Source organism: Nanhaiella sioensis (genome assembly GCF_046557775.1).
In the GTDB taxonomy this organism is placed as follows: Bacteria; Bacillota; Bacilli; order Bacillales; family SM2101; genus Nanhaiella; species Nanhaiella sioensis.
Genome location: NZ_JBKAEG010000001.1, coordinates 3,885,612 through 3,909,811, shown reverse-complemented (window position 1 = coordinate 3,909,811; position 24,200 = coordinate 3,885,612). Strand labels below are relative to the sequence as shown.

The following is a 24,200-nucleotide window of genomic DNA, read 5'->3' as shown; positions in this document are numbered from 1 at the left end:
CCTTTACCTATACTTGTAGATTAAGTAAAACTTCTTCAAAAGATAATGGTTCATCATTTGCTTGATTATCATTTTGGTCATCTTGCTCGCTTTGATTTTGTCTCTGTTGGTCATTTTGATCACGGTTAAGGAATCTCATAAATTGTTGTTCTAGTTGATCAGAAATGACTAGTTTATCTACTTGAATATTTTGAGCCTGAAACGATTGCTTTAAGTTAAATAATTGAGACTCTATTAATTCTTTAGCAGCAGTTGAAGACGTAATAATTCTAGCTAGCATACCAGCTTCGGTTTGTTGTAATTCAATTCTTAATGAACCGAGATGCTCAGGGAATAGTTTTATTTGTAATGTTTTATTCCCATTTAAAAATGATAGATTACCTTTTGCTAATATGTTCTGAAAATCTTTAATAAATTGCTCTTGATTAGCACCTTTATCTGGTTGCCCGACAAATAAGACAAATTGTTGAATTTTATCCATTTGCCCTTGTGGAATGTCAACATTCACTACAGGTTGTGTTATAGCTTCTATCGGTTGCTTCAAGGTCATTCCAGATAATAATAGATTATTGTTTTGTGAAGCAGGGACGGTCGAATTACCCTTCGTGAGCTTAATATTTAATCGATTATCTGCACCGATAAAAAATTGATGACGTCCATTTGTTTTCACGTCATGATTACTCGTTTTGTTTTGTTCCTTCACCATTTCAGAAGATGCATTTACTAGTGAATTTAATAGTTGCTGCAAGGTCGATAAACTATCATTGTTACGACCTGACGACGCTCCCTGTAGTTGATTTGTTAAATTTTTCAAATTTTCTACAACATTCATGAGTAAATGTTGGGATACTGTACCATCATTTTTCAGCGAATTAGCAACACGTTCTATAGCTGTAAGAATATCCTCCGATAATTTACCTTGTCCTTGAAGAGTTAGTAATAAATCTTGGCGGATGGTTAAATTATTGGCCATATTATCTATTAATAATATAAGTTCTTCATTAGATAATTCGCTTACATCTGCTGCTAATAACTGATCAAGTTGTTCATTAATATAATCAATGTCCTGCTCTTTCATTTCCTGGGCAACATGAGCTTTTTCATTATGTTGATCTACACTATTATTATTTCCGTTAACGTTAACACCTTTGTCTTGATCCTCTTTTGTTACGTTAGTACTATTGCCTTGATCTTTACTTGAAATTGCTCCTGATAGTTTTTCTTTAAAACCAGAGTCGTTTGATGTTGTATCCAGAAAATTGTCTTTAGCCTTCTTTTGACTAACAGAAATTGGCTGTATTAGTTGTACACTCATCATTTTCACCTCCTCTCATGTAATGACAGAATTTTTACTCACCATTAAATTCTTCTGCTAGTAGCTGTGTAAACTCCGCTGCAGATTTAGGTTCCATTTTTTCTAAGACTGCTGCTCTTTTTTCCATTTCCATTGACGCCAATATGTCTATCACATAGTCATCATCCATCTTTTGCATAATTGCAGCAGCGTTTTTTGCTGTCATATTCTCATATGGACTGACGATTAAATCATCTTTTTTCTCATCATTCTTTTTCACATTTAAATTGTTTAATTCTGCTTCTAACTCATTTATCTGATCTTCTTGTTTTGCGATTGTAGCTATATGATCATCTACCTCAGCCTGTTGGTTTTCAATTTTCGCTTCCAAATCAGCTATAGTGGCTTTTTGTTCTATAATTGTATCTTGGTTCTCATTCATATCAGGATCCGTTGTACCCGTTGTGCTTACAACATTAGCAATGAATGGTATTTGTGCAGCGTATTGCTTTGTATCTTCAAAGACATTACCGCCCTTCAAACTGATGATGATGAGCACTATGCTAAAAGCTAATGCGAACGGGATAACTATTATGAATAGAAACCTTCGGAACTTACTGAGTTCTTTTTTCTTTTTCACTCTGTATTCACCCTCGTTCTTAAAAATTGCTGCACCGAAATTTCATTCATTAATTTATTTTCGTTACACTTATTAGTCATAACGAAGTTTTCATAGTCAATTTCTTTCATTCTTTCATATTTTTTCATTTCAATATTAGCCTCAAGGAGCAACTTTTCTTTTGCTTGCATTTGGGCACGTGCTTCAGCAACTAACTGTTGCAAATTGTTAATATCTTGATCGATTTTTAACATGAAGCGTTGATATTTTTGGATATCCTCAATGGACGATCCTCTCGTTATTTTTTCAGATTGCCCAGCCTGACGTTCTTCCTTTTGCTTTAACAATTCATATAATTTCTTACCTACTATTTCAAAATTCTCAATTGATTTATTATACTCAACAAGAACAGCCTCTTTCTCATGTTCCTTAATCGATAATATTTGATGAAATTTATAAGAATATGTCATTGTATTTTTATTCACCTGTCTCTATTAAACGAAGTAATGACGATACACTATCCTTGCTATTAATCTTATCATTTGTATTCTGCTTCAAGTAATCAACAAGTTTCGGATAAAAACGAATGGCTTCATCTATATTCTTTGATGAACCCCTTTTATATGCTCCAATATTAATTAAATCTTCGGAATTCATATATGTTGATAGAAGTTCTCTAAATTTTTCTGCAGCTACTATTTGTTCGTTTGGTGCTATCTGGTTCATCACACGACTTACGCTTTTTAATAAGTTAATAGCAGGAAATTGTCCTTTATTCGCAAGATTACGATCTAACACGAAGTGGCCATCCAAGATTCCTCTGACCGCATCCGCAATTGGCTCGTTCATATCATCTCCGTCAACTAATACAGAATAAAAGGATGTAATAGAACCGAGTTGATTTGTACCAGTTCTCTCTAATAACTTTGGAAGTATTGCAAATACGGACGGGGTATACCCCTTAGTCGTTGGTGGCTCACCAGTAGCTAAGCCAACTTCTCTTTGTGCCATCGCGACCCTAGTAACTGAATCCATCATTAACATAACATTTAGCCCTTGATCTCGAAAATATTCGGCAATCGTTGTAGCTGTATAAGCGCCTTTTATTCTCATTAAGGCAGGCTGATCGGAAGTTGCTACAATAACGATTGATCGCTTTAGACCCTCTTCTCCAAGATCTCTTTCGATGAATTCACGAACCTCTCTTCCACGTTCACCAATCAACGCGATGATGTTTAAATCTGCGCTAGTATATCGGGCAGTCATGCCCATCAATGTACTTTTCCCAACACCTGATCCAGCGAAAATGCCAACACGTTGCCCTTTCCCAACTGTTAACAGGCCATCTATCATGCGAACACCGACTTCTATTTCTTCGTCAATAGGCGGTCTCTCCATTGGGTTTGGAGGAGACTTTTCCGTCTTAACCGTCGCTAATCCTTTTGGTAGCTCCCCACCATTTAAAGGATGTCCTAACGAATTTAGCACCTTCCCTATTAATGCTGAACCTACTTTTATTTGTAGTGGATTTTTCGTTGTTTCTACAACACTGCCTGACGATATACTACTAACACCCATATAAGGCATTAGTATTACAAATTCATCCCGAAACCCAACAACCTCTGCCATGATTTTATTGTTCTTGTTTGAATCAACGTATATGTAACATACGTCCCCTATTGAGCTTTCGGGACCTTTAGACTCGATCATTAAACCTACAACTCTTGTTACTTTCCCATATCGTTTATATGTGTCTATTGAATGGATGTCATTCATTAAGCTAGCTAATTTCAACTACTATCATTCCTCTACTAAAAGTTCAATTAGTTTAGCCTTTATTTCTTCTAACTGGCTATCTACACTTGCATCAATTTTGCCAAATGATGATTCTATAATACAGCCAGTTTCTTTTCTATCCTCGTCTGGATAGATATATAATTCAGTCATATGGTTTAAAAGATCGAGCAACTCATTTTTGCGACTTATAACAAGGTCATATTGCGATGGGTGAACATATATTTTAATATCAGTATGTTCCTTTACTTCTTTTAAGGCTCGCTTAACAATATGTACGAATTGCCCTTCGTCTCCGTCTAGAGTTTCTCCAAGGATCCGTTCAGCTACTTTTATGCCGATAAGCAGCATTTTTTCCTCAGCTGAATCCAAGATTTCATGGTAATCTTTTTTTGTTAAACTGACTATGTGTTTTGCTTCACTCAATTTTTCACTATACTCGGTGTAGCCAGCTTCTTCACCAGACTGAAAACCTGCCTTATAGCCAGTCTCTTTCGCCTCAGCTTCTAGCTGTTGTTTTTCTTTTAGCCATGCTTGTTTTGTTTGTTCAATTTCTTCATTTACTTGCTTAAGTTGTTTATTGGCATTCTCCAGCAATTCTTTCGCTTCTTGTTTCGCATCAGTTATCAGTTGTTGAGCTAGCTGTTTTTCCGAATCATTGCTAACATTGTCGGCTCCTCCTTCATTTGAAAAAGTTTGGAGTCCTATCACCTTTTTGTCTCTAGAAGTGACTGAAGTAAATGGTGCTTTTATGACGTTAGACAATAATATCATCTCCTCCACCACGAGCCACAATGATTTCTCCTGTTTCTTCTAGTCTACGAATAACTTCAACAATTTTGGTTTGGGCTTCCTCAACATCACGTAAGCGAACAGGTCCCAAATATTCCATATCTTCCTTAAAGGATTCAACCATACGTTTAGACATATTTCTAAATACAACGTCTTTGACCTCTTCACTAGATACTTTAAGAGCAAGAATGAGATCATCATTTTGAACCTCTCTGATTACTCTCTGTATTGCACGGTTATCAAGAGTAACAATATCTTCAAAGACAAACATTCTCTTTTTAATTTCTTCTGCTAGCTCTGGGTCCTGTATTTCTAATGCATCAAGTATCGTTCTCTCAGTGCTTCTATCAACACCATTCAATACATCAACTACAGACTCAATCCCACCGGTTTGATTATAGTCTTGTGTAACAGTTGCCGAAAGCTTCCTTTCCAATACTTGTTCAACTTCATTTATAATCTCAGGAGATGTACCTTCCATTAATGCAATTCTTCTTGCCACCTCTGTTTGTAACTCTTGTGGTAATTCTGACAATATTAGTCCTGCTTGTGCAGGATCTAAGTAGGATAAGACTAACGCAATTGTTTGCGGATGCTCTTCCTGAATATAATTCAATATTTGACTAGGATCGGCTTTCCTGACAAAATCAAAAGGTCTAACTTGTAAGGAGGATGTTAAGCGATTAATAATAATCGCTGCTTGCTCACTCCCTAATGCTTTCTCAAGGATTGTCTTTGCATAGCCAATTCCCCCTTGTGCTATATAATCTTGCGCAAGGGCGATATTATGAAATTCCTCCATAATTTTCTCTTTGGCTTTAGAATCGACCTTTTTAACATTAGAAATCTCTAATGTTAGCCTCTCAATTTCTTCTTCTGATAAATGCTTGTAAATAGATGCTGATACATCTGGACCAAGAGAGATTAAAAGAATGGCAGCCTTTTGTTTTCCTGTTAGTATTGTTTTTCCTTCTTTATTAGCCATCTTTTTTCCTCCTAATCTTCAGCTAACCAAGATCTTAATAGCTTTGCAAAATCATCTGGTTTGTCTTTTGCCATCTTTTCTAACTGTTTTCTTCTCACATTCGTTTCAGTTTCTTTCTCATCATTAACATCTGGAAGGAAAATCTTTGATTGGTCCGTCATATCAATTTCCTCTGTAGCTCGTGATCTGTTATATAGTAATAAAGCGACAAGTAAGATAATGATTGCTAATAATATCGCTCCAACGATGTAAATCCAAGGCGGAATTAACGGTTTAGATGGCGCACTAAATACAGGTTTACCATTAAATTGAGCAATGTGAACGACTACTTTATCTTCCGCATCTTCCACTGTCAATTTGTCACCGTCGTCTAATACGATTGAAGTACGTACGATTGAGCTTAGTATATCTTGAATGTCATCTTTTGGCACAGCAGTAGTATCACCACTAGCTACTGGGGGCTCAACCATTACTTGAATACCAAGATCTCTTACCTTATACGGACTTTCAACTATTTCTTTAGTTATTCGGTCTACTTCACTGTTAATTGTTTCTTCAATACGTTCATATTCACCGGCATTCTCATTATTAGCTGAACTTTGTAAGGTCGTAAGGTCATTATCACCAGCCGGTATCCCCCCAGCTTGAGCACCTTCTCCAGAATACGTTTCTCTAATGGTTTTAGCACTGATTGCAATTCCTTCATTATCATCAGTCGTAGCTTCAACCCTGTTTTCTATCCGATTTTCTTTAGTAAAGTCTAGGTCAGCTGTCACAGAAACAACTACTTTATCTTGCCCCATCATCATACCGAGCATTTGCTGAACTTGTCGTTGAATATCACGCTCAACTTCCCGTTTAATCTCCAATTGATTAGCGATAATTGCACCATCAGAAAAATTATTTTCTTTATTTAGGTCAAAATACTCAAAATTTTGGTTCATTATGACGATATTATCAGTAGGAAGGTTTGGTACACTTTTTGAAACTAAGTGATAAAGCGCTCTCACGTTTTCCTGATCGAACTTATATCCTAGTTTTGTTTGTAGTACAATAGATGCAGATGCTTCCTCTCCAACCTCATTCACAAATAATGTCGGTTGCGGAAGATTAATCATTACTTTGGCATCATCTACGCCATCGATGCCTTCAATTAACCTTGCCAATTCATTTTGAGTAGCATCTAGCTTCAACATATTAAATTCGTTTTCAGTTGTTCCTAAACCTGAATTATTACCGAAATCACCATAGTCAAAGCTGCCACCTTCAGGGATTCCCTCTGCTGCTAATTCAACCATTAGCGTATCGACAATCTCTGTAGGTACCAATATTGATGTTCCATTGTCAGCAACTGTTGATTCTATCCCTCTAGAGTCTAATGTTGCTTTAATCTGCCCAGTCTCTTGTGGTGACAAGTTTACATACAGCGGTTGAAGACTTGTGTTATTAGCTAAAAATAATATAATTACAATTGCTATTCCAAAAAGAGCAATGGCTCCGATCATACCACCCTTTTGGGTTTTTGATCTTGCATTCCAAAATTGTGATAATTTCTCTTTATATTTATTCATTGTCTCGTTCATCATTTTCCTCCGGTTATTCTAGCGAATTCTCGGTTGAGTAAATAACCGTTATTGTTTTACATCATCAGTCTTCTATCCATTTAACGGTTAAGAATATTATGTATTTGTATTTTACACTTGCATTCGCATAATTTCCTGATATGCTTCTACTGCTTTATTTCGTATTTCGAGAGACGTTTGTAAAGTTATGCTCGCTTTTTCAGCTGTAATCATTACTGTATGCAAATCAACATTTTCACCGTTTACAAGGCTTTCAATTGCATTATTTGAAGCAATTTGAGCATCATTTACCCGATTAATAGCACTTTTCAACATAGTAGAGAAGTTTTGTTGTGCTTGAGCAGGTGTGATGGTTGTCTTCATGTTTTGTTCAGGTGTGACAGCAGTACTTACAATTGGGGTTGTACTAATCATTATAATTCACCTACTTTCCTATTTCTAATGCCTTCATTAGCATCCCTTTAGAAGCATTCATAACAGTAACATTTGCTTCATAAGATCTAGTTGCGCTCATTAAATCGACCATTTCCTTCAACGGGTCAACATTTGGTAGCTCAACATAGCCTTCAGTATTTGCATCTGGATGTTCAGGGTCATAAACCAATCGAAACGGCGTCTCGTCTTCCATAATCTTTGTAGCTTTTACACCACTGCTAATATCTTCATTATTCATCGCCTTATTTAAAAATGATGAGAATTGACCACCATTTTCTTCTATATAAACCATTTTTCTTTTATAGGGTTGCCATTCACCATCTACTAATTTCCCGCGTGTCGTATCTACATTTGCCATATTCGATGAGATGACATCCATCCTAAGCCGTTGTACAGTCAGTGCTGAAGCAGTTGTATTCATACTTTGAAAAATAGACATGTATTACCTACCCCCTTTTATAACCGATTTTAATGATGAAAACTTTCCGTTAATTAAATCTGATAAAGCATAAAAATAGATTTGATTTTCAGCTAACAGGGTCATTTCTTTGTCTATATCTACGTTATTCTCATTGTGGTTAAAGATTAAATCACCCCGGCTTGAAACTGACATTGGATGTTGTCCAGAAGACGAGGAGATATTAAAGTGTCTAGCATTTGTTGCGTTGCCTTGAAACTCCTCCATCGCATTTTCTAGATTCAGTTTAAAACTAACAGATTTAGCTTTATAATACGGAGTGTCAACGTTAGCAATATTAGTTGAAATTGCTTTTTCTTTTAAAGATGAATAATTCAACCCCGACTCTAAAGCATTAACCGTATTAGAAAATAGCTTCATTTTAACCCCTCTATTCTTTGTTGAATAATGTAGTAACGCACATAGTTTATTGGTTAATCTGGAAAATCCTATTTAAAATTTGTAGGATAAATTACCAAATAAATAACATGATTTCATTATAACAGCTTTGTATTGCATGTCTATACGGAATGTCTAAAAAAACGACAAATTACCCCCATAAAAATGGCGATAAAAGTCGAATATACTATTTTTTGTCGTTTTAAAACTGGGTAAATTTACCCTTTATTCCACCTAATTTCATTATAAGTATAAAATTTCTTAAAATGTCATACATACTCTACGTTATGTTTATGAAGTGCGGATACATATTCAGGAGGTTTTAATATAAATAGCTAGTGTATCATTTGATCTTTGTGCAAGAGATAACAACGTTAATCTGAACTCATAGTAATGATAAAAGGACTTATTATTGAATGAGTGCAAGGCTTGAAAAAATCCACTTAGTGAAACAGTTCGAAGACATTTAAGGGGAAGATTAATTGGGATAGGATAGGTAGGATGAAAAGATTTACAGGACACCGCTACAACGAATGAACGAAAAGTAGCAGCACAGAAAAAGCAATAGAATAATTTTCAGAAACGGCACTTGTCGTATTATCACCATTAAGCTATCAATAAGATAATTAATATATTGTAAGAGGAAACTATGACATGCTAACTTCTTAGTTGTTATTTATACCTATAGAAAAAGAAGTCTTATGTGATTATTTTCATTATATAAAAGAAAAGATGCTGCAATACTATAGTGGTATTGCGTTTAGTAGTAAGATGAACAATAATCAATGCGAAAATAGCCTTTAGTTACTATTATGATCCTACGAATCATGACAAGAAATTCAAGTGTACTTCCTTACTCTCCTAAATAACACAAAAACAGCTAAAGAAAAATAGGTAATTTTTCTTTAGCTGTTTTATTTGTTAACTAGTTAACGTACAGCCTTCTCCAATAAAATTAATTAGATTTAAGCTTTTCTAGCTCTACTAAAAACTTATCATTTAACACCTTAATATACGTACCTTTCATTCCTAGTGAACGAGACTCTATTACACCAGCGCTTTCTAATTTTCTCAATGCATTTACAATAACAGATCGGGTAATCCCTACTCTGTCAGCGATTTTACTAGCGACTAATAGACCCTCGCTGCCATTTAACTCTTCAAAGATATGCTCAATCGCTTCTAATTCACTATAAGAAAGTGAGCTGATAGCCATTTGTACGACAGCTTTACTTCTCGCTTCTACTTCAATTTCTTCAGCTTTCTCACGTAAAATCTCCATTCCTACAACAGTTGCTCCGTACTCAGCAAGAATGAGATCATCATCATGGAACTCTGCTTCAACGCGAGCCAAAATCAATGTTCCAAGACGTTCTCCACCACCATTAATTGGCACAACCGTAGTTAGCCCAGATTTAAATAATTCTCTATTTTCTACAGGGAAGGCTGTATATTCACTTTGTACATCTAAATTAGAAGATGTTTCAGTAATATTGAATAAGTTATTCGTGTACTCTTCTGGAAATTGGCGATCTTCTAGCATTTTCTTCATGCGCTCATTTTCTATTAATCGATTAATTGAAAAGCCAAGTAGTTTACCACGGCGACTTAAAATAAAAATATTACATTCAATTACATCACGTAGCGTATCAGACATTTCTTTAAAATTTACTGGTTTTCCAGCCGCTCTTTGGAGCATAGCATTAATTTTTCTCGTTTTTTCTAACAAATTCATTTCTTTCTTCCTCCTGTACTTTGCATTCATCAACTTCAGAGGTTATGTAAAAAGTCGGGTGCAGAACGATAATACTAAGAAGATCATAGTAGAATTTTCTGTTCTAATCCGATCTTTTCATCCTCCGTTAGAACACCTAGTTATAATATAAATTGACTTAAGTCTTTATCTTTTGCTATCATGCTCAGTTTTTCTTCAACATATTGTTGTGTTATCGTAATGCTCTCCATCGTAATATCAGGAGCTTCAAAAGATAATTCTTCAAGAAGTCGTTCTAAGATTGTATGAAGTCTTCGTGCTCCTATATTGTCAGTGTTTTGATTTACGTCAAATGCGATTTCAGCAAGCTTACGAATAGCATCGTCAGAAAATTCAAGTTGTATACCTTCTGTGCCTAATAATGCTGAATATTGTTTCAATAAGGCATTATTTGGCTCTGTTAAAATTTTAACAAAGTCTTCAATCGTCAACTTCGTTAATTCTACACGAATCGGAAATCTCCCCTGTAACTCTGGAATTAAATCCGACGGTTTAGCGATGTGGAATGCTCCAGCTGATATAAATAATATGTGGTCTGTTTTTACCGATCCATATTTTGTAACGACGGTTGAACCTTCAACAATTGGTAAAATGTCTCGCTGCACACCTTCACGAGATACGTCACCAGAAGATGATTGTTGACTTTTACTTGCGATTTTATCAATCTCATCAATAAATATAATTCCTGTTTGCTCTGCCTTTTGAACGGCTTCTTGTGTTACTTCATCCATATCAATAAGCTTCTGTGCCTCTTCATGTGTTAATACTTTGCGAGCTTCACGTACAGTTAATTTGCGCTTTTTCCGTTTCTTTGGCATCAGCCCACTCAAAGCATCCTGCATATTCATGCCCATTTGTTCCATACCTGAGCCTTGAAGCATGTCGAACATTGACGGTTGCTGTTCCTCTACTTCAACAGTCACATAATAATCTTCAAGCTCTCCTAATGCAAGCTTATGGGCAATTTGCTTGCGTTTTTCTTTTACTGAAACCTCGTCAGCTTGTTCCTCATTGTCACTTTGGGAAGATTGACCTCCAAATAACATCTCAAATGGATTTTTATAGTTTGTTTGTTTAGATTTCCCTGGAGCTAATAGCTCAACAAGACGTTTGTTGGCGTTTTCTTCCGCTCTTTCCTTCACTGCTAACATTTTTTCCTCTTTAACAAGACGGACTGACGTCTCCACAAGGTCTCTGACCATAGATTCAACGTCACGACCAACATAACCTACTTCAGTAAACTTAGTCGCTTCTACTTTAACAAATGGAGCTCCGACAAGCTTAGCTAAACGTCTAGCAATTTCAGTCTTACCGACGCCAGTGGGTCCTATCATTAAGATGTTTTTCGGTACAACTTCATCTCTAAGCTTCTCATCGAGAAGACTTCGACGGAAACGATTTCTTAAAGCAACAGCAACAGCTTTTTTTGCATCACTTTGACCTATAATAAACTTATCTAACTGCTCTACAATTTGTCTCGGAGTGAGATTCTTTCTCATTAAAAACCCTCCTTCATTGCTCAAAGTTGTTCAACGATAATCTGATCATTTGTATACACACAAATTTCACCAGCAATTTCTAAAGCAGCTTTGGCGATTTCTTCAGCTGATAAATTATCTCCAGCATAATTTTTAAGTGCTCTGCCTGCAGATAATGCATAATTACCACCTGACCCAATAGCTAAAATTCCATCATCAGGTTCGATCACTTCACCGGTACCCGAAATAAGTAATAAATGCGTTTTATCCATTACAATTAACATCGCTTCTAATTTATGGAGAACTTTATCTGACCTCCACTTTTTCGCGAGTTCAACCGCTGCCCTTTTAATATTTCCATTATACTCTTCTAGCTTTCCTTCGAATAGCTCAAACAGCGTAAAGGCATCTGCAACAGAGCCAGCAAAGCCTGCTATAACTTTTCCTTGAAATAGTTTTCGAACCTTTTTGGCAGTGTGTTTCATTACAACGGCATTACCGAAAGTCACTTGACCATCACCTGCCATCGCACATTGCCCATTGTGGTGAATAGCAAAAATTGTTGTAGCATGAAACGTTGACATGACATATCCTCCTTTTTTACACTCACTCAGGCTCTTGGATGGTGCTTCATGTAAATATTACGCAAATGATCTTTAGTTACGTGCGTATATATTTGTGTTGATGACAAATGCTCATGCCCTAAAAGTTCTTGAACAGATCGCATATCCGCACCTTCATTTAATAAATGTGTGGCGAATGTATGCCTAAGAACGTGTGGACTTATATGTATAGTTATGGAAGCCTGCTTTATCATCTTATCGAGTATGACACGAACTCCTCTTGCAGTTAAAGGCTCACCTCTATAATTTAAAAACAGATGTCCTGTTTTTACTTGCGACTTATCCTGCAAGATTTGCCTACCTTCAGAAATGTATTTTTCAATTGATTCATGAGCAAAGCTACCAAATGGCACGTATCGTTGTTTATTTCCTTTTCCAGTAACTAATACTGTACCAATTGAAAAATCCAAGTCTTGTATTTGAATATTACAGCACTCACTAACACGAATACCAGTAGCATACAACAATTCTAGTATTGCTTGATTACGCAGCCCTAAAGGCGTTGAAATATCACTGACAGCAAATAATTGTTTTAGCTCTTCTTCATATAAAAATTGCGGTATCCTTTGTTCCTGCTTCGGTAAAGAAACGATGGAAAAGGGATTTTCGTTCACTAATTCTTCTCTTAACAAAAAGGCGAAAAAGCTACGCAGGCACGAAACCTTTCTTGCTATAGACTTTCTTGCATATTTCTTGCTATGAAGTTCAGTCAAATAGATACGAACATCAGCATATGAAACATCCAAAAGCTTATCAATCGCCTGTTGATTCATAAACTGAAGAAAATGCAAGATATCATTTTTATAATGCATTATGGTATATTCTGAATAGTTTTTTTCAATTTGTAAATATTCAATAAATAATTGTAATTGTTTGTTCACATTTTTCAATTCGCCATACACCTCGCAAGGGCTACTAAATAGTAACATACTTTAGTAGCCCCTTGCAAACAATTTCTATACATTTTTTATAAAATTCTGAATTGTTTCTAACGCGCGATTTGCATAGCTTTCATAGCGTTCTTTTTTATTCTTTATCCTTACACCTAGGTCAGGAAACAAGCCAAAATTCGCATTCATTGGTTGGAAGTTTTTTTCATTTGTCGTTGTAATATACTTAGCCATACTTCCTATCGCTGTTTCTTGTGGGAATACTAACAAGCTCTTTCCGTCCACTGATCTGGATGCATTAATTCCAGCTACCAAACCTGAAGCAGCAGATTCAACATATCCTTCTACCCCTGTCATTTGTCCTGCAAAAAACAAATTCGGCTTATTATGGAATTGATATGTTGGCTTAAGTAAGTGAGGTGAGTTAATAAATGTGTTTCGGTGCATCACCCCATACCGAACGATCTCAGCGTTTTCTAAACCAGGAATAAGTCGTAACACTTCTTTTTGTGCTCCCCACTTTAAATGCGTTTGAAAGCCCACTATATTGTATAACGTTCCTGCTGCATCATCTTGTCTAAGTTGAACAACAGCATGCGGTCTTTTTCCGGTACGCGGATCTTCTAAACCAACAGGCTTTAACGGGCCAAAAAGCATTGTTTTGTGACCACGTTGTGCCATAACCTCAATTGGCATACAGCCCTCAAAATAAATTTCCTTTTCAAATTCTTTTAGTGGAACTACTTCTGCATTGATTAATGCCTCGTAAAATGTATTAAATTCCTCTTCGTTCATAGGACAGTTAATATAAGCAGCCTCACCTTTATCATAGCGAGATTTCAAATAAGCCTTGTCCATATTTATGCTTTCTTTGTCAATAATCGGTGCAGCAGCATCATAAAAATAAAAATAATCCTGACCCGTTAACTCTTTTATGTTGTTCGACAATGCCTTTGATGTCAAAGGTCCTGTTGCGATAACTGTAGGGGTATCATCTATATTAGTCATTTCCTCGTTAAACACCGTAACATTCGGATGATTTTTCACATAATCTGTGACCTTGTCCGCAAATTCGTGGCGGTCAACAGCTAACGCTCCACCTGCTGGCACAGCACATTCGTCCGCTGCTTTAATTATAACTGAATCTAACATACGCATCTCTTCTTTAAGTACGCCTACAGCGTTTGTTAAGCTGTTTCCTCTCAAAGAGTTACTACAAACTAGTTCAGCAAATTTATCTGTATGGTGTGCAGGAGTTTGTTTAACAGGCCTCATCTCATATAAATTCACCTGAAAACCACGCTTAGCAATTTGCCAAGCAGCTTCACTTCCAGCAAGTCCTGCACCAATTACGTTTATAGCTTTTGTAGTCATTCTTTTTCCTCCATTATTGCATTAGCTTTCACAGTTTTTTGCTATCCAAAAGAGGTGAGCATCAAGTTAGCTCACCTTTATGGTTACTTCTGTTGCTCTTCTTTATAGTCACAATTTACACATTGAACTTGCATACCTTTTTTCAGTTTTTTCTCAACAAGCATGTCGTCACATTTAGGACACATACGTGCAATCGGTTTATCCCAAGAAACAAAATCGCATTCTGGGTATAAGTTACACCCATAAAATACTCTTTTCTTTTTACTTTTACGTTCAACGATACTCCCTTTATTACATTTTGGACATTGAACACCAATTTCTTTTACGATTGGCTTCGTGTTTCGACAATCAGGAAAATTTGAGCAGGCCATGAACTTACCGTATCTTCCCATCTTTATGACCATTGGATTCCCACAAAGCTCACAATCAACACCTGCAGGTTCATCCTTAATCTCCACTTTCTCCATTTCTTTCTCTGCTTTTGTTAAATGCTTTTCAAAGTCTTGATAAAATTTATCAATAATCGAAATCCATTCAACATCTCCAACTTCAATTTCGTCAAGATTTCGTTCCATATTAGCTGTAAATTCTACATCAATAATATCTGGGAAGAATTCAACTATGAGGTCCAATACTATTTCACCTAATTCAGTTGGAGTGAACCGCTTATTTTCTAGCGCAACATAACCACGTCTTTGGATGGTATCTAAGGTAGGCGCATACGTTGATGGTCTTCCAATCCCTAACTCTTCGAGCGTCTTTACTAGCCTTGCTTCTGTATATCTCGGAGGTGGTTGTGTAAAGTGCTGCTTTGGCTCTAGGTCCTTCGAAATGATTGTATCACCCTTTTGTAGATCAGGTAACATATGATTTTTTTCTTCTTCTTGATCATCTGTACTCTCAACGTACACTTTCATAAATCCAGGGAATTTTACTTTTGAACCATGTGCTTTAAACATCACACCTTCATTTTCTAGCACAACAGTCATCGTATCCATCGTTGCTGGAGCCATTTGACTCGCAACGAACCGTTCCCAAATAAGCTTGTATAAACGAAATTGATCTCTACTTAAATACTGTTTAATTGAAGCTGGATCTCGATGTGTACCAGATGGTCTTATTGCTTCATGTGCGTCTTGAGTATTTGCTTTCTTTTTTTTGTTGCGTTTATCCTCGGATAAATATTGTGTTCCATATTTATCTTCTATGTAAGCAGCAGCCTCGTTTTGGGCAGTATCAGAAATCCTTGTAGAATCAGTACGCATGTATGTAATGAGACCGACCGTACCACCCTTACCAAGCTCAATCCCTTCATAGAGTTGCTGTGCAAGCATCATTGTCTTTTTTGCACGGAAATTTAGCTTTCGTGCAGCTTCTTGCTGTAATGATGATGTCGTAAATGACAGCGCTGGATTACGTTTTCGTTCCTTTCTTGTCACGTTATTTACTTTAAATTCATTCCCGTTTATTTTACTAAGTACACTTTTTACATCGTCTTCCGATTTTAACTCTAACTTTTCACCCTCGATACTATGAAAGAAAGCTTCGAACTGTTTTTTTCCTTTAACAAAATCGGATCTGATTGACCAATATTCTTCTGGGATAAATTCCCCTATTTCTTTTTCTCGATCAATAATTAATCTAACCGCTACTGACTGTACTCTTCCAGCGCTTAATCCTTTTTTTACTTTTTTCCACAATAAAGGACTAATATTATACCCTACTAATCTGTCAAGTACTCTTCGAGCTTGCTGGGCATCGACTAAATCCATGTTTATCGCACGGGGATGCTTAAATGATTCTTTAATCGCATCCTTCGTTATTTCATTAAATACGACACGGCAGTTTGAATTAACATCGATTGCTAGGCTGTGAGCAAGATGCCAAGCGATCGCTTCTCCCTCACGATCAGGGTCAGCCGCTAAGTAAATCTTTTTTGCTTTTTTAGCAGCATTTTTTAATTCCTTTAAGACTGGCCCTTTACCTCTTATCGTAATATACTTTGGGTCAAAGTTTTTGTCTATATCGACACCCATTTGACTTTTCGGTAAATCTCTAACATGTCCCATGGAAGCTTTTACTTTATATTTTTTTCCTAAATATCGTTCAATCGTCTTCGCCTTAGCAGGCGATTCCACAATAACTAGATAATCTGACATTCAAATGTCCTCCTCAAGAGGGTAATGATAATAATTCTCTAGGCGTTTACAAATGGCCTATCTATTTTCTCAACTCTCAATATTAATATAATTTTTTCTGATTTATAAAATCTTCACTATTATTAAATATTCACATACAGTTTGTCAAACACTACTCTCAAAAAAGTTAACAAACCTTATATTTGTGATATCATTTCAGCTTCAATATCGTTGCTCGACATAACAAGCTTTGCCCCTTGTTGAATGAGCTTATTTGTTCCAATTGAATGCTCAGCAAAAATTGAACCTGGTATAGCAAATACCTCTCTCCCTTGCTCTAAGGCTTGATCAGCTGTAATGAGCGAACCACTCGATTCTCTTGCTTCTATAATAACTGTACCGAACGACAAACCGCTAATAATTCTATTTCTCATAGGAAATTGCCAGCGTTCAGGTCTTACGAAGGGCGGGTATTCTGATAATAATAAATTTTCCTCACTTAACATATTTGCAAGTTTTGCATTCTCTTTTGGATAAATATATTGAAAACCACCTGCAATAACAGCGATAGTTTTTCCCTTGTTTAATAAAGCTAACTCATGTGCTTTAGAGTCAATGCCTTTTGCTAAGCCACTAATAATGGTCCACCCCGACTGAATTAAAGGTAAAATGACCCTTTCTATACTTTTCAAACCATATGAAGAAGGATATCTCGCCCCCACAACACTAAGACATTTTTGATCTGAAAGTAATCGAATATCTCCTTTGGCATAGATTACCCAAGGGGGATCATATATTTGTTTTAGCATGTTTGGATACTCATCGTCAAATTTTGTAACAATGTGAATATTGTAATCACTATACTTATTTAGCATACTTTGGATGTTAGAAGAATGCAAATCTTTCATGAGATTTTTCAGCTGAGAAGTGGAGATTGGGAGATGTGGTTGAAGATCTGTAAAAGAAGATTGATAGATTCTTGTTAAATTTGGATCGTAAGTTAAGAGGTTTTTTATTGACCTCCATCCGATGCCTCTACAATGATGTAAATGTATTAATCTTTTGCGAAAAGTGTCCATGAGCTCCTTCCTTTCAGACTAAATAGCCCCAAACCGAGTGGTATGGGACTATTTATTTATAGATTAATGAGTTTTACATTTTTCGTAAATGCCTTTTTCCTTAAGGGTAGAAATTAAAGTTTCTCCCATTACAGCTGGAGTATCAGCAACTTGAATTCCACACTCGTTCATCACTTTAATCTTTTCGTCAGCGGTACCTTTTCCACCAGAAATAATGGCACCAGCATGTCCCATACGTTTTCCTGGAGGCGCTGTTCTCCCACCGATAAATCCGACTACAGGTTTTGTCATATTTTCCTTCACCCATAATGCAGCTTCTTCTTCAGCTGTACCACCGATTTCCCCGATCATAATTACAGCATATGTGTCTGGATCTTCATTAAATGCTTTGAGAGCATCGATAAAATCCGTCCCATTCACAGGGTCTCCACCAATCCCTACTGCAGTAGATTGACCAATTCCAGCTTGTGATAGCTGATGAACTGCTTCATAGGTTAATGTTCCAGAACGAGACACTACACCTACATGCCCTTTTGTATGAATGTACCCAGGCATAATACCGATCTTACATTCCTCAGGAGTAATAACCCCTGGACAATTTGGTCCAACTAAACGGGTCTTTTTACCTTCCATATACTTCTTAACCTTTACCATATCAAGAACTGGAATATGTTCAGTAATACAAATCGCAAGGTCAAGCTCAGCATCTACTGCTTCTAGAATTGCATCAGCTGCAAAAGGAGCTGGCACATATATGACAGATACATTAGCGCCTGTTGCCTTCACTGCTTCTTCAACCGTGTTAAATACTGGAACGCCTTCAGCTTCAGTTCCACCTTTTCCTGGTGTCACACCAGCAACGATTTGCGTGCCATATTCTAACATCTGCTTAGTATGAAAAAGAGCTGTTGAACCTGTGATACCTTGGACGATTACTTTTGTATCTTTATTAATAAATACACTCATTTCGTTCCCCTGCCTTTCTTACCCTACGTGTTCTACGATTTTTTGAGCACCATCAGCCATTGATTCTGCTGCAATAATATTTAAACCAGACTCTTGTAAAATTTTCTTCCCTAGGTCGACGTTTGTTCCTTCTAAACGGACAACAAGAGGAACGCTTAATTCTACTTGTTTAGCTGCTTCTACAACACCCGTTGCAATAACATCACATTTCATAATTCCTCCGAAAATATTAACAAAAATCCCTTTAACACTTTCATCAGATAGAATGATTTTGAAAGCTTCAGTTACTTTTTCAGCAGTTGCACCACCACCAACATCAAGGAAGTTTGCTGGGTCACCGCCGTAATGTTTAATAATATCCATCGTCGCCATAGCAAGGCCCGCTCCGTTAACCATACAACCGATATTACCGTCTAATGAAATATAACTTAAGTCATATTTCGAAGCTTCAATTTCTTTTTGGTCTTCCTCATCAAGATCACGGTAAGCTAAAACATCTTTTTGACGATAGAGAGCATTTGAGTCAAAGTTTAATTTTGCATCTAGCGCCATAACGTTCCCATCACCTGTTACAACAAGTGGGTTAATTTCAGCAATGGAACAATCTTTTTCGATAAATGCTGTATAAAGACCTATCATAAATTTGACAGCCTTGTTCACTAGTTCTTTAGGAATATTAATATTAAATGCAATTCGTCGTGCTTGGAAGCCAGTTAATCCAACTACAGGATCAATGTACTCCTTAAAAATTTTCTCTGGTGTTTTTTCTGCTACTTCCTCAATTTCTGTACCGCCTTCCTCTGATGCCATTAAGACGACACGGGAAGTTTCACGATCCAATACAAGCCCTATATAGTATTCCTTTTTAATATCGCAGCCCTCTTCAACTAATAGGCGTTTGATTTCTTTACCTTCTGGACCCGTTTGATGAGTAACAAGTATTTTACCTAAAAGGTCATTTGCATATGTACGAACTTCATCAATACTTTTCGCAATTTTCACGCCACCTGCTTTACCACGACCACCAGCGTGGATTTGCGCTTTCACAACACAAACTTCCGTTCCTAGTTCCTTCGCTGCCTCAACTGCCTCTTCAGCTGAGAAGGCAACTTTGCCATTCGGAACGGCTACCCCGTAACTTCTGAGGATTTCTTTCCCTTGATATTCATGGATATTCATTTCCCATCCTCCTACTAAATAACAAAATAAAATAGACTGCGCTTTCATTTTATATAATGGCTAGTATAATGTCTAGCATTCCAACAAAATTATTATTTTTATCTTTCACCTTGTTGTTTATCCACACGGTAAATAAAGGCAAATATTTCTGCTACTGCTTCATATAATTCTTCAGGAATTGCTTCATTTATATTTAGCTGACTTAACAAATTTACGAGTGTAGGGTCTTCCTGAAGAGGAATATTATGCTCTTCAGCTAGAGAAATAATATTCTCTGCAACAATCCCTTTTCCCTTGCCAACAACCGTTGGGGAAGATTTTTTTTCGCTATCATATTTAAGTGCAATCGCTTCTTTAATTAAATCTACTTTTTCACTCATATACGTATATCTACTCCATAATAGTTGTTATCGACATGCTTTTTCTCTGCTATAGATTTAGTGATTGACACATTTTGTTTTCCTTCAGCCGATTGCAAAACTTTAACTGAAGATAGCTGATAGTCTAACGAAAGTAAATTTTCTTTCAAAACATTTTGCATACTTTTAATGAGATTAGCCAATCCTTCCGTATCATTAATAATTGAAATATTAATAATACGATTTTGAATGTGTACATCTATAACTGTTTCCTTTATTGATTCTAACTCCACAAAAAAGATGACTCGACAAAAATTTGGGTCAATTTCGCCACTCTGTTGTTTTTTTCCACTCCATTGAATTGATACATCAGTCAACCGATCGTATAACGGTACAGGTAGCTGCATCATTATATGTTGAAATGGACCTTGTTCCTGACTTAACAACTGTTGAGCATTTAATCTGTATAAAACGGCCTCAATGCTTTCATTTAGCTGCTTAGAAATAGACTGTTGTAAAATAGTTAACAGCAATGGTTTTATTGACTCTAATCTTTCAATTTCGTGAGGGGTTTTTGTAAAATCTTTTAATAGTGATTCATAGTCTAAGCCCATCGAATTACTAATTTGTTGAAATGCCATTTTAACTGCCGTTCCATTTTCCCATCCATCATTATTTTGAATTGATTGACCAAGTTGGAAAAGAAGCTGTTTCTCCTTAGAACTAAAACCTATTAAATCATCTTTACCTTTTGTTATTTGCTCAACAATTTCATTTAATTTATTGCCTATGCCACTCACATCCATATTTGATCCTAGACGTGAAGAAATTGTTCCGATGATACTTTTATCTTTGTCGGTTATTCCCTCCGCCGTTAATATCGTATGTAGTTGAGCAACCACTTTTTCAACACTTGGTAATAAATTAGACCTGTTCCCTAGCTCCTTGGAAGAATCAATATCTACTTGTATAGTATTGTTGGATTTGTTTGTTTGTACAGTAAGTTTATCAAGTATTGATAATAAAGTTTGTTTGTCCGCTATGTGAGCATTGTCATCAACGAGCGTCTGCAGAAGCTTACTTAAAGTGGTTTCTTGCGATTGACTATTTATCGAAATAATTGACGCTATTTTCGCTTGCAGCAGTTTATTCTCTGCTGATTGGAACTGTTGAGCTCCTAATAATTCTTGAATTTGATACAACTGTTTGCTTAACGGCTCTTTGCCGTATGTAGATGAAATTGAATGATAAACTTCATCCGTAAATGGGAGGTCATTAACGAGCATCGTTTTAATCGTTTGTAACGTTCCTTCACGATCAGTAGATTGTAGAAACCAATTACTAGCATGGTTGATCTCCCCTTTCGTGAAGGGCATGTTTTCTTTCATCAAAAAACGGAGAAGAGCAATATTAGCCTTTGAGTCATCCAATTGAAATTGACTGAGGAGTTGGGTGATCATACTAGATTCGTTCATTTGATTTTTTGTAGATGCGGCATTTCCTATTACTTTTAAATTTAATTGCCCCTCATGATTTGTAGCCTGAAACCAATAGTCTACACCTACCGATAACGGCACTTCAAATGAAGCCAATAATTTCATTCCACCAATTTGAACAGCAGCAATATCATTAGGAAAAAGCTTCGTTACTTTCCCTTGAAAAATATCTCCTTGATTTATTGATACCGCTTTAGTTTGTTGAACCTCTGTATCGTTAATAAAAGTGTGTATAAGCGACGGATGAATCATTATTGTTTACACCTCACTGACCATTTCTAATGTCTCACGCACCGGGCTAAATGTTTTACGATGTTCTCTCGTTACGCCAAATTGTTGCAACGCTGTCATATGCTCTTTTGTGCCGTACCCCATATGCTTTTCGAATTGATATTGAGGAAACTCTTCTGCTAAGTTAATCATTATCCTGTCTCGTGTCACTTTAGCTACAATAGAACTAGCTGCTATTGCAATACTTTTTGAGTCACCTTTTATAATCGATAACTGTGGTAAGTCCGTTGACAATTCCATGGCATCGATCAATAGAAAATCAGGCTGTACGTTAAGGTCTTCAATTGCCTGTTTCATGGCATATTTTGTTGCTTGATATATATTTATTTCATCTATTTTCTGTGCAGAAACAATGCCAACACTTGTTGTAACCGCATGCTCCATAATATAATCATACAAATATTCCCTCTTCTTAAATGATAGCTTTTTGGAGTCATTTAACCCTGGTAAATAAAAGTCTTTAGGTAATATCACAGCTGCAGCTACAACTGGACCAGCAAGTGGTCCCCTACCAACCTCATCTATACCTGCAATGCTATTATACCCTTGTTTATATAGGCTTTTCTCATATGTACTCATCTCAATAAATAGCTGTTGTTGAGTGTGATGTTCCTCCTGTTGTTTCAACCACCTAGTCAGTAGTTGTTGAACACCTTTTCGATCATCATCCTCGCATTTTTTAATAATTGGATCCTCTATATTAGTCGTCCCATCTAAAATTTGCTTTATTTGTTTTACTGTAAGTTTATTCATTCTCAATCACTCTTTCAATATGGCTCTCTGCGTAAACTTTATCATTCTTTCAAAATTATTATTATGTAGTAATATGTTTGTGGAAACAAACGCCATAACACTTTACATGTGTTGATCTTTTGTAAGAAGAAATCAACGCGCTACGTATACAGCTGTCATTGACCCGTGTCAATACTGCTTAGAAGTAGACTCTTTATATAAGACTATCTGTGTAAACTTTGTTGATATTTATACTAAATACCTCATTATCAAGAAGTTCTTATGTGATTATCAACATTTTATAGTAGTAAAGATTCCACGAAACGATCGTTGTATCCGTACTTATTTATTCGTACGAAGTACAACAATCAATAGCAAACAGCATAGTCATTATATCGGTTCTAAATAAAAAAAATAAAGGCTCGCTAACATAAGCGAGCAAGGCAAGATAAACTCAGATAAGGTAAGGCCTTAACTGAGCGACGTCAATCGAAGACATTTGTTACACAAAGAACAGGGCTAGTGACCTCGTGCTACCCTGAAGAGACTTCATGTCAATTGACATGAGGAGATATGTATATCACCTCTTAAAACACTATGTTATTCATTTTCGGCAGGACTTTCGAATGTTAATGGTCCTAGTTTTTCTGAACGTATTTCTCTTAACACTAACTCAGATACTTTATCGTAATCTATTATCCCACCAGCCATGATACAGCCTCGTCTTTTGCCGATTTCATCAAATGTTATGACGATGTCATCATGAATTTCTTGCAAATTGTATCTATCTTTCAGCCGATCTGGATATTGATGGCTTAAGAATCTTAAAGCGTATACAGTAATATCTTGTAAGTTTAATATCGTATCTTTTATAGCACCTGTTGTAGCAAGCTTTAACCCAACAGCTTCGTCCTCAAACTTCGGCCATAAAATACCCGGAGTATCTAAGAGTTCTAATTCTTTACCAACTTTAATCCACTGTTGTGCTTTTGTTATTCCCGGTCTATCACCTGTCTGTGCAATTTTTTTCTTTGCAAGACGATTGATTAACGTTGATTTACCTACATTAGGAATTCCTACTATAACAGCTCTAATCGGACGTGGTTTCACGCCTTTTTGTCTCATCTTATCAAATTTGTCTTGCAGCATTTCTTTGGAAATGGCAACAATCTGCTTCATTCCTTTACCTGACTGAGAATCAATTGGTATAGCTCGATCCCCTCGTTGTTGGAAGTAATCAATCCATTCTTTTGTTTTACTCGGGTCGGCCATATCAGCTTTATTAAGTAGTATAAGCCTTGGCTTATTACTAATCATTTCATCAACCATTGGATTTCTTGAAGAAGCTGGAATACGTGCATCTACAAGCTCAAAGACGATATCTATGAGTTTTATTTTTTCAATGACCTGACGTTTTGCTTTAGCCATATGCCCCGGAAACCATTGAATTGTCATTTTTTCAT

The 24,200-nt window shown here is 36.3% G+C and carries 23 protein-coding genes; all 23 read right to left on the bottom strand.

Annotation, left to right across the window (positions count from 1 at the left end; genetic code table 11):
- Window positions 1–7 precede the first annotated feature (7 nt).
- Window positions 8–1,315, bottom strand: a complete 1,308-nt coding sequence (locus V1503_RS18245; protein ID WP_410628607.1) for a flagellar hook-length control protein FliK — start codon at window positions 1,313–1,315, stop codon at window positions 8–10.
- A gap of 34 nt (window positions 1,316–1,349) precedes the next feature.
- Window positions 1,350–1,934, bottom strand: a complete 585-nt coding sequence (locus V1503_RS18240; RefSeq protein WP_410628606.1) for a MotE family protein — start codon at window positions 1,932–1,934, stop codon at window positions 1,350–1,352.
- Window positions 1,931–2,383 carry a flagellar export protein FliJ gene (gene fliJ / locus V1503_RS18235; RefSeq protein ID WP_410628605.1) on the bottom strand — a complete coding sequence of 151 codons (453 nt, stop codon included), beginning with the start codon at window positions 2,381–2,383 and terminating at the stop codon, window positions 1,931–1,933. Before fliJ ends, V1503_RS18240 begins: the two co-directional genes overlap by 4 nt.
- Before the next feature lie 7 nt (window positions 2,384–2,390).
- Window positions 2,391–3,707: a flagellar protein export ATPase FliI gene (fliI, locus tag V1503_RS18230; RefSeq protein ID WP_410628604.1), complete on the bottom strand. Its 1,317-nt coding sequence runs from the start codon at window positions 3,705–3,707 to the stop codon at window positions 2,391–2,393.
- A 6-nt stretch (window positions 3,708–3,713) separates the two neighbouring features.
- Window positions 3,714–4,472: a flagellar assembly protein FliH gene (gene fliH, locus V1503_RS18225; protein WP_410628603.1), complete on the bottom strand. Its 759-nt coding sequence runs from the start codon at window positions 4,470–4,472 to the stop codon at window positions 3,714–3,716.
- Window positions 4,465–5,484 (bottom strand): flagellar motor switch protein FliG, encoded by a 1,020-nt coding sequence (gene fliG, locus V1503_RS18220; protein WP_410628602.1) that lies wholly within the window; start codon window positions 5,482–5,484, stop codon window positions 4,465–4,467. Before fliG ends, fliH begins: the two co-directional genes overlap by 8 nt.
- An 11-nt stretch (window positions 5,485–5,495) precedes the next feature.
- Window positions 5,496–7,067: a flagellar basal-body MS-ring/collar protein FliF gene (gene fliF, locus V1503_RS18215; protein WP_410628601.1), complete on the bottom strand. Its 1,572-nt coding sequence runs from the start codon at window positions 7,065–7,067 to the stop codon at window positions 5,496–5,498.
- A 111-nt stretch (window positions 7,068–7,178) separates the two neighbouring features.
- The gene (gene fliE, locus V1503_RS18210; RefSeq protein ID WP_410628600.1) at window positions 7,179–7,481 is read right to left on the bottom strand and encodes a flagellar hook-basal body complex protein FliE; all 303 of its coding nucleotides are present in this window, start codon (window positions 7,479–7,481) and stop codon (window positions 7,179–7,181) included.
- A gap of 10 nt (window positions 7,482–7,491) precedes the next feature.
- Window positions 7,492–7,941, bottom strand: a complete 450-nt coding sequence (flgC, locus tag V1503_RS18205; protein ID WP_410628599.1) for a flagellar basal body rod protein FlgC — start codon at window positions 7,939–7,941, stop codon at window positions 7,492–7,494.
- Between the two features lie 3 nt (window positions 7,942–7,944).
- The gene (gene flgB / locus V1503_RS18200) at window positions 7,945–8,340 is read right to left on the bottom strand and encodes a flagellar basal body rod protein FlgB (protein ID WP_410628598.1); all 396 of its coding nucleotides are present in this window, start codon (window positions 8,338–8,340) and stop codon (window positions 7,945–7,947) included.
- A gap of 973 nt (window positions 8,341–9,313) precedes the next feature.
- Window positions 9,314–10,093, bottom strand: coding sequence for a GTP-sensing pleiotropic transcriptional regulator CodY (gene codY / locus V1503_RS18195; protein ID WP_410628597.1), 780 nt, complete (start codon window positions 10,091–10,093; stop codon window positions 9,314–9,316).
- Between the two features lie 140 nt (window positions 10,094–10,233).
- Complete coding sequence (gene hslU, locus V1503_RS18190) at window positions 10,234–11,631, bottom strand: ATP-dependent protease ATPase subunit HslU (RefSeq protein ID WP_410628596.1); 1,398 nt, start codon at window positions 11,629–11,631, stop codon at window positions 10,234–10,236.
- 20 nt (window positions 11,632–11,651) lie between these two features.
- Entirely contained in the window at window positions 11,652–12,194 is a 543-nt protein-coding gene (gene hslV, locus V1503_RS18185; RefSeq protein ID WP_214482673.1) for an ATP-dependent protease subunit HslV, read from the bottom strand.
- Between the two features lie 26 nt (window positions 12,195–12,220).
- Window positions 12,221–13,123 (bottom strand): tyrosine recombinase XerC, encoded by a 903-nt coding sequence (gene xerC, locus V1503_RS18180; protein WP_214482782.1) that lies wholly within the window; start codon window positions 13,121–13,123, stop codon window positions 12,221–12,223.
- 66 nt (window positions 13,124–13,189) lie between these two features.
- On the bottom strand, window positions 13,190–14,497 hold the full coding sequence (trmFO, locus tag V1503_RS18175) for an FADH(2)-oxidizing methylenetetrahydrofolate--tRNA-(uracil(54)-C(5))-methyltransferase TrmFO (RefSeq protein WP_410628595.1): 1,308 nt from the start codon (window positions 14,495–14,497) through the stop codon (window positions 13,190–13,192).
- 83 nt (window positions 14,498–14,580) lie between these two features.
- Window positions 14,581–16,656 (bottom strand): type I DNA topoisomerase, encoded by a 2,076-nt coding sequence (gene topA, locus V1503_RS18170; RefSeq protein ID WP_410628594.1) that lies wholly within the window; start codon window positions 16,654–16,656, stop codon window positions 14,581–14,583.
- 176 nt (window positions 16,657–16,832) lie between these two features.
- Window positions 16,833–17,714 carry a DNA-processing protein DprA gene (dprA, locus tag V1503_RS18165; protein ID WP_410628593.1) on the bottom strand — a complete coding sequence of 294 codons (882 nt, stop codon included), beginning with the start codon at window positions 17,712–17,714 and terminating at the stop codon, window positions 16,833–16,835.
- A 63-nt stretch (window positions 17,715–17,777) separates the two neighbouring features.
- A complete protein-coding gene (gene sucD / locus V1503_RS18160) occupies window positions 17,778–18,680 on the bottom strand; it encodes a succinate--CoA ligase subunit alpha (protein WP_214482669.1) in 903 nt (300 codons plus the stop codon).
- A gap of 18 nt (window positions 18,681–18,698) precedes the next feature.
- Window positions 18,699–19,859 carry an ADP-forming succinate--CoA ligase subunit beta gene (gene sucC, locus V1503_RS18155; protein WP_320258941.1) on the bottom strand — a complete coding sequence of 387 codons (1,161 nt, stop codon included), beginning with the start codon at window positions 19,857–19,859 and terminating at the stop codon, window positions 18,699–18,701.
- Window positions 19,860–19,957: 98 nt separating this feature from the next.
- Complete coding sequence (locus tag V1503_RS18150) at window positions 19,958–20,239, bottom strand: EscU/YscU/HrcU family type III secretion system export apparatus switch protein (RefSeq protein WP_320258942.1); 282 nt, start codon at window positions 20,237–20,239, stop codon at window positions 19,958–19,960.
- Window positions 20,236–21,966, bottom strand: coding sequence for a TP0910 N-terminal domain-containing protein (locus V1503_RS18145; RefSeq protein WP_410628592.1), 1,731 nt, complete (start codon window positions 21,964–21,966; stop codon window positions 20,236–20,238). Before V1503_RS18145 ends, V1503_RS18150 begins: the two co-directional genes overlap by 4 nt.
- Before the next feature lie 6 nt (window positions 21,967–21,972).
- Window positions 21,973–22,758 carry a ribonuclease HII gene (gene rnhB, locus V1503_RS18140; protein WP_410628591.1) on the bottom strand — a complete coding sequence of 262 codons (786 nt, stop codon included), beginning with the start codon at window positions 22,756–22,758 and terminating at the stop codon, window positions 21,973–21,975.
- Window positions 22,759–23,337: 579 nt separating this feature from the next.
- Window positions 23,338–24,192 carry a ribosome biogenesis GTPase YlqF gene (gene ylqF, locus V1503_RS18135; protein ID WP_214482664.1) on the bottom strand — a complete coding sequence of 285 codons (855 nt, stop codon included), beginning with the start codon at window positions 24,190–24,192 and terminating at the stop codon, window positions 23,338–23,340.
- Window positions 24,193–24,200: the final 8 nt, after the last annotated feature.

What these genes read in the sequence shown, in the direction of transcription:
- V1503_RS18245 (WP_410628607.1), bottom strand. Translation starts at nt 1,315, where the DNA reads ATGAGTGTACAACTAATACAGCCAATTTCTGTTAGTCAAAAGAAGGCT.
- fliJ (WP_410628605.1), bottom strand. Translation starts at nt 2,383, where the DNA reads ATGACATATTCTTATAAATTTCATCAAATATTATCGATTAAGGAACAT.
- fliG (WP_410628602.1), bottom strand. Translation starts at nt 5,484, where the DNA reads ATGGCTAATAAAGAAGGAAAAACAATACTAACAGGAAAACAAAAGGCT.
- fliF (WP_410628601.1), bottom strand. Translation starts at nt 7,067, where the DNA reads ATGAACGAGACAATGAATAAATATAAAGAGAAATTATCACAATTTTGG.
- fliE (WP_410628600.1), bottom strand. Translation starts at nt 7,481, where the DNA reads ATGATTAGTACAACCCCAATTGTAAGTACTGCTGTCACACCTGAACAA.
- flgC (WP_410628599.1), bottom strand. Translation starts at nt 7,941, where the DNA reads ATGTCTATTTTTCAAAGTATGAATACAACTGCTTCAGCACTGACTGTA.
- flgB (WP_410628598.1), bottom strand. Translation starts at nt 8,340, where the DNA reads ATGAAGCTATTTTCTAATACGGTTAATGCTTTAGAGTCGGGGTTGAAT.
- codY (WP_410628597.1), bottom strand. Translation starts at nt 10,093, where the DNA reads ATGAATTTGTTAGAAAAAACGAGAAAAATTAATGCTATGCTCCAAAGA.
- hslU (WP_410628596.1), bottom strand. Translation starts at nt 11,631, where the DNA reads ATGAGAAAGAATCTCACTCCGAGACAAATTGTAGAGCAGTTAGATAAG.
- hslV (WP_214482673.1), bottom strand. Translation starts at nt 12,194, where the DNA reads ATGTCAACGTTTCATGCTACAACAATTTTTGCTATTCACCACAATGGG.
- trmFO (WP_410628595.1), bottom strand. Translation starts at nt 14,497, where the DNA reads ATGACTACAAAAGCTATAAACGTAATTGGTGCAGGACTTGCTGGAAGT.
- topA (WP_410628594.1), bottom strand. Translation starts at nt 16,656, where the DNA reads ATGTCAGATTATCTAGTTATTGTGGAATCGCCTGCTAAGGCGAAGACG.
- dprA (WP_410628593.1), bottom strand. Translation starts at nt 17,714, where the DNA reads ATGGACACTTTTCGCAAAAGATTAATACATTTACATCATTGTAGAGGC.
- sucD (WP_214482669.1), bottom strand. Translation starts at nt 18,680, where the DNA reads ATGAGTGTATTTATTAATAAAGATACAAAAGTAATCGTCCAAGGTATC.
- sucC (WP_320258941.1), bottom strand. Translation starts at nt 19,859, where the DNA reads ATGAATATCCATGAATATCAAGGGAAAGAAATCCTCAGAAGTTACGGG.
- V1503_RS18150 (WP_320258942.1), bottom strand. Translation starts at nt 20,239, where the DNA reads ATGAGTGAAAAAGTAGATTTAATTAAAGAAGCGATTGCACTTAAATAT.
- V1503_RS18145 (WP_410628592.1), bottom strand. Translation starts at nt 21,966, where the DNA reads ATGATTCATCCGTCGCTTATACACACTTTTATTAACGATACAGAGGTT.
- rnhB (WP_410628591.1), bottom strand. Translation starts at nt 22,758, where the DNA reads ATGAATAAACTTACAGTAAAACAAATAAAGCAAATTTTAGATGGGACG.
- ylqF (WP_214482664.1), bottom strand. Translation starts at nt 24,192, where the DNA reads ATGACAATTCAATGGTTTCCGGGGCATATGGCTAAAGCAAAACGTCAG.